At 59.6% G+C, this 8,505-nt stretch carries 4 protein-coding genes; 1 reads left to right on the forward strand and 3 read right to left on the reverse strand.

Going from position 1 to position 8,505, the window contains the following annotated elements; translation table 11 throughout:
- Positions 1-44: 44 nt before the first annotated feature.
- From K5Q19_RS02020 to K5Q19_RS02030, 3 genes are read right to left on the reverse strand one after another with little or no spacing between them, the layout of a single operon-like run.
- Entirely contained in the window at positions 45-3,212 is a 3,168-nt protein-coding gene (locus K5Q19_RS02020) for a UvrD-helicase domain-containing protein (protein WP_292940514.1), read from the reverse strand.
- The gene (locus K5Q19_RS02025) at positions 3,205-5,919 is read right to left on the reverse strand and encodes a PD-(D/E)XK nuclease family protein (protein WP_292940517.1); all 2,715 of its coding nucleotides are present in this window, start codon (positions 5,917-5,919) and stop codon (positions 3,205-3,207) included. The genes K5Q19_RS02020 and K5Q19_RS02025 overlap by 8 nt, the downstream gene beginning before the upstream one ends.
- Before the next feature lie 57 nt (positions 5,920-5,976).
- The gene (locus K5Q19_RS02030) at positions 5,977-6,897 is read right to left on the reverse strand and encodes a WYL domain-containing protein (RefSeq protein ID WP_292940520.1); all 921 of its coding nucleotides are present in this window, start codon (positions 6,895-6,897) and stop codon (positions 5,977-5,979) included.
- A 196-nt stretch (positions 6,898-7,093) separates the two neighbouring features.
- Between K5Q19_RS02030 and K5Q19_RS02035 the strand changes: the two genes are divergently transcribed.
- Entirely contained in the window at positions 7,094-8,455 is a 1,362-nt protein-coding gene (locus K5Q19_RS02035) for an AAA family ATPase (RefSeq protein ID WP_292940523.1), read from the forward strand.
- The last annotated feature ends 50 nt before the right edge of the window (positions 8,456-8,505 follow it).

The following is an 8,505-nucleotide window of genomic DNA, read 5'->3' on the forward strand; positions in this document are numbered from 1 at the left end:
AAGCACCAGCGCTTGCACCGGTGCCTTCTCGGCACGTCAGCAAATCAGCGCAAGGCGGCCCTCACCGCAGGGTTACCACCAGTCTCGGTCCAGAACACAGCAGCGCTTTGGACGGCCTTGCCAGCCTTAAACTCAACGGCAGCGATGTAAGCCGCTAGCTGAGGCCAATATGTTGCAAATCGAGCTGTATGGTCTGCAATAGGCCCACTCTTGTGGTCCACGATCATGAAGCCATTCGTGCTCTCAGCGATCAGGTCGACTATGATGCTCTGACGTCCACCGTCTGCCAGTTCGATTTCGATTGGTTGTTCGACATGTAGGCGCGAATAACCAAGCTCCGTGAGGGTCTGCCGAAGAGCTTGCGCCTGTTGCGCGAGCAGCTCGACTTCAGCCTCGCCGATACGGCAATGCTGCCCCACCCTGTGCCGCAGATCTGGCCTGCACAACAAAATCCGCAAGGCTTCGTGGACCGCCGTTCCCTTATCCGTTGCCTGTGCGAGATCCGATCCGGTGAGCCGGACGCCCTCTGAAATCGGCCGGGTCTCAATATGCGAAGGCAGCGGCCGAGTGGTGGCGATTGTTTGGGAAGGACTGATGACCGGGGTAAGTTGGCCGATAGCTCGCCTTTCAATTGCAAATCTGGGTTCGCGATCATTCCTCTCAATGCGAACTCTGGCTTCCCCTTCGAACGACGCTGGGATCTCCTTGCCACAAATCGTCATGCGCGCCGCAAAGTTCGCTGGACCGACAGTGATCTGATTGCCCTGCAATTTCATGCCACAGGCGTCGTCCAAAAGACGACGTGCCGTAATCGGCAAGGGCGGCTCGACCTTATCATCGTCCTGCGGCCACTCGATGATCAGGCGGTCCCGCGCACGGGTCAGAGCGACGTAAAGCAATCGGCGCGCTGTCTCCTCGCACTCAGGATACAGTCCATTTAGAAAACGAGCTGTCGCTTCGGGAGCAGCAAAGTCAGGCGCATAGGCAAGTGTCGCCTGTTCGATCACATGATCGAGATCGTCGAAACCAGGAAACTTTGTGCTGAATGTGCCGGCGCGCGGGTCGAGTTTGTGATCGAGGCCGCAAACGACCACGACCGGCCACTCCCGCCCCTTCGATGCGTGCCAGGTTACAATCTCGATGCCATCGGCCTCCGCGCCAGCGGGATTCGGACGGAGATCCTCACCCTTCAAGCCGACCTTGTTCTCGAGCCACCCAAGGAAAACGTTGGCACTCTGGCCATAGAAACCGGAGGCTTCGCGCATATCCCGGTGTGCATCCATGAATGCCGCCGCTTCAGCCTCGAAGCGAAGAAGGTCCGCTCTCATTTGGGCGGGGTCGTCGAGCCGGTCGCACCAGTCGCGTAGCCCGGCAACCTGGATCACCTGATGCACCAGTCTGTCCACCGGCGTCGCAAGCGAGTCAGGCCAAAGTCCCTGCAATGCCATGAGTTCTGGTGTCTCGATCCGGCCGTCGCGGGCCAGAGCGCCAAGAGCATCGCCGAGCGGCGTTGCGCCCGGGCCGAGCGTTGCGGTGCAGATCGCTGCATGGTTGTCTGCCGGATCGACGGCGAAACGAAGCGCGAAGCATGCTGCCTGAACGATCTTGCTTTGCCACCAGCCTCCTTCTGCAACGCGGACCGGCAAGCCCAGGGCCCGCAGCGCGGCCGCATAGCTCGCGCAGTGGCTATGCGTCGGGCACAGGATGGCAACATCCCGGGGCTCCAGATCGCGCAAGGCCTTGGAATGCCTGTCCACGATGGTCACCCGATCATCCGTCAGCAGGGACAGGAGACGATCAGCGATGAAATGCTGGGGCTTTCCGCCGGAGCGGGCACCGCGCTTGTTGGCCAGCTCGATGACCTCCAGAGCGGTGTCGTGTCCCGAGGAATTCTGCGCGGCAAGCGCCGTATAGTCCTCACCGAAGAGGCACGGCCCCAGTGCGTTCACGAAATCCATGATGCGCGGATCAGATCGCCAGTTCCGGTCGAGCGGGCTGGTTTCAAATTGCTGCGTAAGGGCGACAGTCAGTCGCGGATCCGCGCCCTGGAAGCCCATGATCGCCTGCTTGGTGTCGCCGACGATCAATGCGCGTTTGGCCTTGCGGGCCAGCGCCCACAGAAAGGTGAACTGGATCGGGTTGGTGTCCTGGAACTCGTCGACAATGACGCAGTCGACCTCTTCCATGACGGCACCAAGCACAGCGGGCTTTTCCTCAAGGATCCGTGCGGCGTTGGTCACCATGTCGCTAAAGTCGATCACACCGAGCTCACGCTTGCGAGTCTCGTAGTCCTTCATCGCCGACTGTGCGCCTTCGACGAGAGCGCGCGCATGTGAAACCGCATCCTCGAGTGGTCCGGGGTGAAAAGCCAGGTTGTCAGCCGCCAGCATGACCGCAGATGCAAGATCGTCGTAGCCGTCAGGGGTCGGATTGCCGCGCATCGACAGACGCAGGCCCCGCAGCTTCTGCCACAGCCGCCAGTCTGTACCGCCGGATGCGAGCAGCTGCTGAGCCTGCTTCAGAGCGCGGAAGTTCTCGCGGAATGCTGTCTTGGCGGTGGCACTACCAGCATCGTCAGCGAGCGAGCGAGGAAAGGCCTGAAGCAAGGCATCGACAGTCTTCTGGAGCGCTGCAGCCAAAGTCTCAGATTTGCCGATAGGTGCACCGTATCCGGTCCGGATGGATGCCTCGACAAAGTCGGCCATCGCCGGATCGCTGCCTCGCGGACCGAGCGTTCGCAGCAAGGCGATGACGCCGAGCAACTTCTTGCGGAAGCTGTCCTCTGCGGTTTCGTCCGAGGAGAAGCTTCCTTGATAGCCAAGGGCGGCGAGGTTTCGGGACAGCTCGCTCAATGCAGGATTTTCTTCGATCGAGCGACGGATCAGCAAGTCCTGCTCGTCTTCGGCGATCAGACGCTGCTGCGGAGATGAACCCGATGCGAAGGCGTGCTCGATCAGCAATCGGCGCCCCAGCCCGTGAATGGTGGAGACATAAGCTCTCTCGACAGCCAGCGCTGCCGACAGATTGCTGTCCGCAATCAGAGCGCCCCGGATCCGCTGCCGCAACTCCCCGGCGGCGGCTTCTGTGAAGGTGACCGCGAGGATCTTCTCTGGGCGAACCTTGCCGTCCCTGACCCATAGGGTGAGGGTTTCCTGGATATGGTGCGTTTTGCCAGCCCCGGCGCCTGCGGGCACAATCGAAAGTTCAGTCATCGAGTTCGTCCGGGAGGGTTACAGAAGGAGCGGTATCGTCACGCATGAATGCGGTGATCAACGGACTGTCTTCGAGAGCGTAGGTGCCAAGCGCCGCTGCTTTCTGAAAGAATGTGGCATCCGCTGTGGTGTTTGTATCCAGCCGGCCAGCCTTGAGGGCATCAAATCGCGCCGAAATCAGCGAAATCGCGTTCGCTGCGATGTCGCCGGTGACGAGTTCAACGTCAGTGCTGTCAAACACTTCGATGCCATTGAGAAGGACGTTTCCGTCGTTGAGTGTGTGATAGGCGACGGCCGGCTGCTTGGACCAGCCGTTCAAGGTCTCGCCAATGCGAACGACAGCTTCGTGGCTGCGCTCATCGATCCGAACGGTCATGCGCCGATAGAGATCGACCTGCAGGTCCCAGCCCTTCTGCAAGCGCTGTCTGCGGGTTCCGGAGCTGCTCTTCTTGTAATCGACGACGATCGGCTGCCCATCGGGAAGGCGAAGCAGGCAATCCGCTTTGCCATGTACGGGATGGTCAAACAGGGTCCCGGAGAGCCAGAATTCGTTGCCCACGATCTCGGCGTCGAGGGATTTCAGTACCATCGACCAGTGCTTGGCGGACTTGGTGATTTCCGCCTCCAGCGTGTTGCGTTCGACAGCCCAGGCCGACGTCTGCAGGAACGGCGCAATTGCACGAATGCGTTCCAGAAGAAGCTCGGGCACCTTTTCTTCGATCACTTCGTCGGACGGGTGGTCCTTGCCCGGCGGGAAGAGGCGTTCGAATACCTCGTGGGCGAGAGAGCCGCGCAGCATGACGTCAAGCGCTTCCGGCTGCCAAGAGACGTGCTCGGCGCCGAGTTCAGCCAGGACCCAGGCCAGCGGGCTGATGAGGAGCTTTTCAAGCCGGCTCGGGCTCTGCGCTCTCGGGGTGCCATCATCTTTCTTGCGCAGGCTCAGGAGATCGAGATCGAACTCATAGTGCGTTGGCACTTCGAGGGGCTGCAAGGGCTCGACCACTGGCCGCGGCATCCAGGCCACCAGCCTGTCCCAGATCGTACCTTCACTGTGCGTGAGCGGCACGACCAAAGATTCCGCATCATCCATGCCTTTGATGAGCCGGGAGATGAGTGGCAAGCTTGACGAAGCGGAGAGAAAGCTGCCGCTGCGATCGCGTTCTGACAGGAGGAATATGACCTGGTCACTTGCGGCTCCAATCTGCCGCGCGAAAAGGTCGAGCGATGTATCGAGCTGCTTGGCCTGGGACGGGAGCTGCAAGCCGATCGCGTTCGAGATCGCCTCAACCTCACTGTCGAGGAAGAACGGATTCCCCGAAGGCGGGGGCGGATAGGCACCGTCGTTGAAGCCGAGGACGAGAAGCTTGCGAAACTGCCGCTTGGGCATTTCATGCGCCAACATGACCGAGATACCGCCCAGATAATAAGGTCCGCGTGGGTAAGGCGGTGCCTGGTATGCTGCGGCCAATTGGATGGCCTTTTCCAGTTCCGCTTCGGCGGCATCATTGGCATTGCCGAGAGCGGCCACGAGACGCGAAGCCAGCTGTTTCGCCTCAGCTACATCGGGAGCAAGCAGTTCGTCGTCATGGAGCAGTCTCTGAAAGGAACGGATTTCCTCTTTGAGCTGACCGTTCGTCGCAGGTGATGCTGACCGAATAAGCGAGAACAGCGCAGCCTGCTTTCCGCTCAAGTCATGGACCAACATCGGCTGAAAATCGCCGGCCATGACGGCATTGGCCAAGGCCGTTCCCACGTCCGGGGACCAGCACAGAACGGGGGAACAGTATAGCGAGGCGAGCGCCATGGCGGGCGCGGGCCGCCGCCTGCACTGCAGGAAATGCAGGAGCACTTCACCCCCAACATTTCTGCGATCCAGCGCAGCAGGGAGCGATGATGCCGTAAGGCCCGCATTCGCGAAGGCTTCCGACAGGTAATTCGTGTATTCCGGCCCTGCCGGCAGGATGATGCCGATGTCGCTCGCCGACAAAGCTCGATCCTCGGCAAGCCAGCGCTGGATGATGGCGGCGGCGGCTTCGCATTCCGTGAGTGCATCGCGGACGGAACAAACCGCGAGGCTGTCGTCCATGGGTACCGTTGGCGCCGACGGATCAAGCAGATGCCTTTGGATATGCCCGGCGAGGATCGATTCAGGCGCTCGGCACGTCTTGGGGGCCGAGACCAGGCGGACGTAATCAATATCGTCCTCGTCCAGCTTGCCGTGGTGACTTTCGAGATGCTCGAGCACAGCGCGCTCGAGAGATGTCAGCTGGGTGCTATTCCGATCCCAGATCACCTGAAGCGACTGCAACGCATCGCCTGCCTCACAGGCGAGGAATGCCTTCAATATCGCCAGTTCGGACGGAACGATTGCTGGATTACCAAACCAAAGATCCCGTAGCGCCTCGATATGGGTGCGCGCCCTCCCGCCAGTTGCCAGGGCGGCGGTCGCAATGGATCCAGGCTCGAGGTCCCGCGTGGCCATCATCAGATGGCGCAGCATTGCGGCAACAGCCGTGGCGGTCTGTTCGGGGGCGACAGTAAAACTCTCCGCCCATGGGGCATCCTTACTCTGCGCTTCAAGGACCTCGCGCAGCGGCATCTCGGCACAATGAGGCAAGGCATAGAGGCTCGCCAGGAGCTGCGGACTGAGCGGCATGCAGCTCGCAAATGGCGCGTGGCCGATCCGCAGATGGCAGTTCTCAAACATTCAAACTAATCCCCCGACGACTGTCACGCCACGCCCAACACGCTCTCTTCCCATCAGCTACGACAATTTCGGTCGCAACATTTCCTGAGCCGCCGCGAGCCGCTGCTCCATCGTGTCCTGTAATGCCGCTGGTCCTTCGATCACCAAATCGCCCGCCCATCCGAACAGGTGATTGGCGAGCTCAAAGAGCCCTCCGGATCGAAATCGCACCAGCAGCTCCTCGCCATCACCTTCGAATTGCTGATGCGGGTGGAACCGCCATGCCCGCGCTCGCTCGACCGCATGCGGGCGGACCCGCAGCACAATATCGTGATCTTCCTCTTGCCAGATGCCGAAGCTGCGGGACATCCAGGCGTCGAGATCCCAATCATCCGGTGGGCAGCCGACGATCCCGCTGTCTCGAACGTTGCTCATGCGATCGAGCCGAAATGTGAATGGGGGATCATCCCGGTCAGGCATTTTGCCAAGCAGATAGGTGATGGGGCCATGGATCAGGCCGTATGGGATGACCCGCCGCCATGCTGGCGCAGCAGCCCAATCGGGCTGATAATCGAAATCCACACAATGGGCGGCAAGGATCGCTGACTGGATCGTTGTCAGATCCTCGGGCGAAGCGATGACGGCTGGCCCTGCCGCAACGCGGGATCGCTGCAACCGGGTGAGCAGATCGAGGTCATTGTCCAGCCGGCGCCTCTCAGCGCTGTCAAAGGCGATCTTGATCTTGGAGAGCAGCTTCTCAAGCGCTTCGGTGTTGGCTGTGCCCTCGATCCGCCCGGCTTCGACCACTGCCTGGAGCGCGGCGACTTCGGCAGCGTTTGGCCTAGCATAGGCACGGCCCGGGCTATCCTTGATCCTGAATCGTTTGATCCGCCCATCGACCGTTTCGTCGAGGTCGAAATGAATGAGGATGACGTTGCGCAAACGCTCAACTGTTCGGCGATTCACCCCAAGCAATGCAGCCATATCATCGAGGGACAAGCCTTCGATACTCTCGGTCAATGCATGTACAAGTTTTAGTGTACGATCGAGATTACTGAGCCTGCGCGTCATAATGACTTAGGATTGCCGACGCCTGCCGGGAGAGCAAGCAGATTTTTTGCAAACAGAATAGCACGACCGCTTTTGTCGCATGCCTTAGCGATAACTCAAGCCACATCAAGGGAGATCGACACAAATGGCGCGCCGGAAAAGCGACAATCTCAACACCACTCTCGAAGCTGATGGCGAGGTTGGCCATTTTGCCAACGTCGTCGTGAAAGTCATCCAATCGATGACCGCGCAGCAAGCACGCTATCATGGCGAGGACATCCTCCAGATCGTAAATCGCGAGACGCCGGTAAACGCGTCGTTGGAAGCAGCTGCGGGAGGGGATGTCTCATTGCATCAGCTCAAGCTCGTCGCACAGGAACTCGCCAGCAAAGACATCAAACCGAGTCGAATCGACAAGGTATGCGCATGGGTTGGTGAGATCTTTGGTCTTGATCATGTCGAGATCGCCATTCTTGCGGTTTTTGTCCGTTGGGGCAAAATCGATGCATGGCGGGAGATTGTGAGGGCATCCCCGTTCCGATGCGGTCACCTGACGCCAGGCGTGGTTGCATGTCTTTCAGGTACACCCAAAGGCTTGACAGAACAGAAGCTCATGCCGGGGTCACGCCTTCTGCTTTGCCGACTGGTTAACGATGACAACGATGGCGAATTCAATCTCAGCCCGCTGCTCATTCGGCTTACGCGCATTGAGGCGGAGTCACGCGATGACATGATGCGCTGGCTGATGCCAGATCCTGAATCGAGCAATTTGGCTTGGGAAGAGTTCGCTCATATCGGTCCATTGCGCGACATCGCTCTCGACCTTTTGTCTTCGCCAGAGCCCGTTAGTATCTTGCTTTATGGAGAGCCTGGAGGCGGCAAGACAGAGTTTGCTCGAACCGTGGCGCAACGGACCGGCCGAGGGGCGACATTCGTCGGGTTGAGCGATGACGAAGGTGGAGAGCCAAGCCGAGGCGAGAGACTCGATCACGCGATTATGCTGCGAACCTTGTGCCGTAGCCGAAAAGATCGGCTGCTGGTCATCGATGAAGCTGACGACGTGCTGACAATGAGCGAACGGAGGGGCAGTTCCAAGCAATGGATCAATCGCTTTGTCGAGACCCCAGAAGTCAGCACGATTTGGATCGTCAATGACCGCTTATGCCTAGACCCCTCGGTGCTGCGTCGCATGACGCTGGCGGTCCATCTGGGACGGCCATCGCGTGCCGTGCGAGAGCGTGTTGTAAAGACCGCAGCAGATAGAGCGTCCTTGCCTCTCAGCAGCGCAGATGTCCGAGAGCTTGCATCAATTAAAGCTACCCCTGCAGTCATAACGTCAGGGCTAAGAGCAGCTCGTCTTGTAGATGGCGGCATGCTCGAGGCAAAAATGGCAACTCAAAGCTTAATGCGTGCTATGGGACAGAGTTGCTCGCCAGAAGTTGCGGGGGATACTCACTACGACCCCGAGCTTTCGTCAGCGGAGTTAGCGTCCGCGCTCGTGGTGTAATTTCTGGTGTAGATTGAGGTGATCGCATGGGGTGGGGCATGCCCCACCCC

The sequence above is a fragment of the Novosphingobium sp. genome, from assembly GCF_019748365.1.
Classification (GTDB): domain Bacteria; phylum Pseudomonadota; class Alphaproteobacteria; order Sphingomonadales; family Sphingomonadaceae; genus Novosphingobium.

Bases quoted from the DNA above. Each gene is read 5' to 3' on its own strand.
- K5Q19_RS02020 (WP_292940514.1), bottom strand. From the start codon at position 3,212: ATGACTGAACTTTCGATTGTGCCCGCAGGCGCCGGGGCTGGCAAAACG.
- K5Q19_RS02025 (WP_292940517.1), bottom strand. From the start codon at position 5,919: ATGTTTGAGAACTGCCATCTGCGGATCGGCCACGCGCCATTTGCGAGC.
- K5Q19_RS02035 (WP_292940523.1), top strand. From the start codon at position 7,094: ATGGCGCGCCGGAAAAGCGACAATCTCAACACCACTCTCGAAGCTGAT.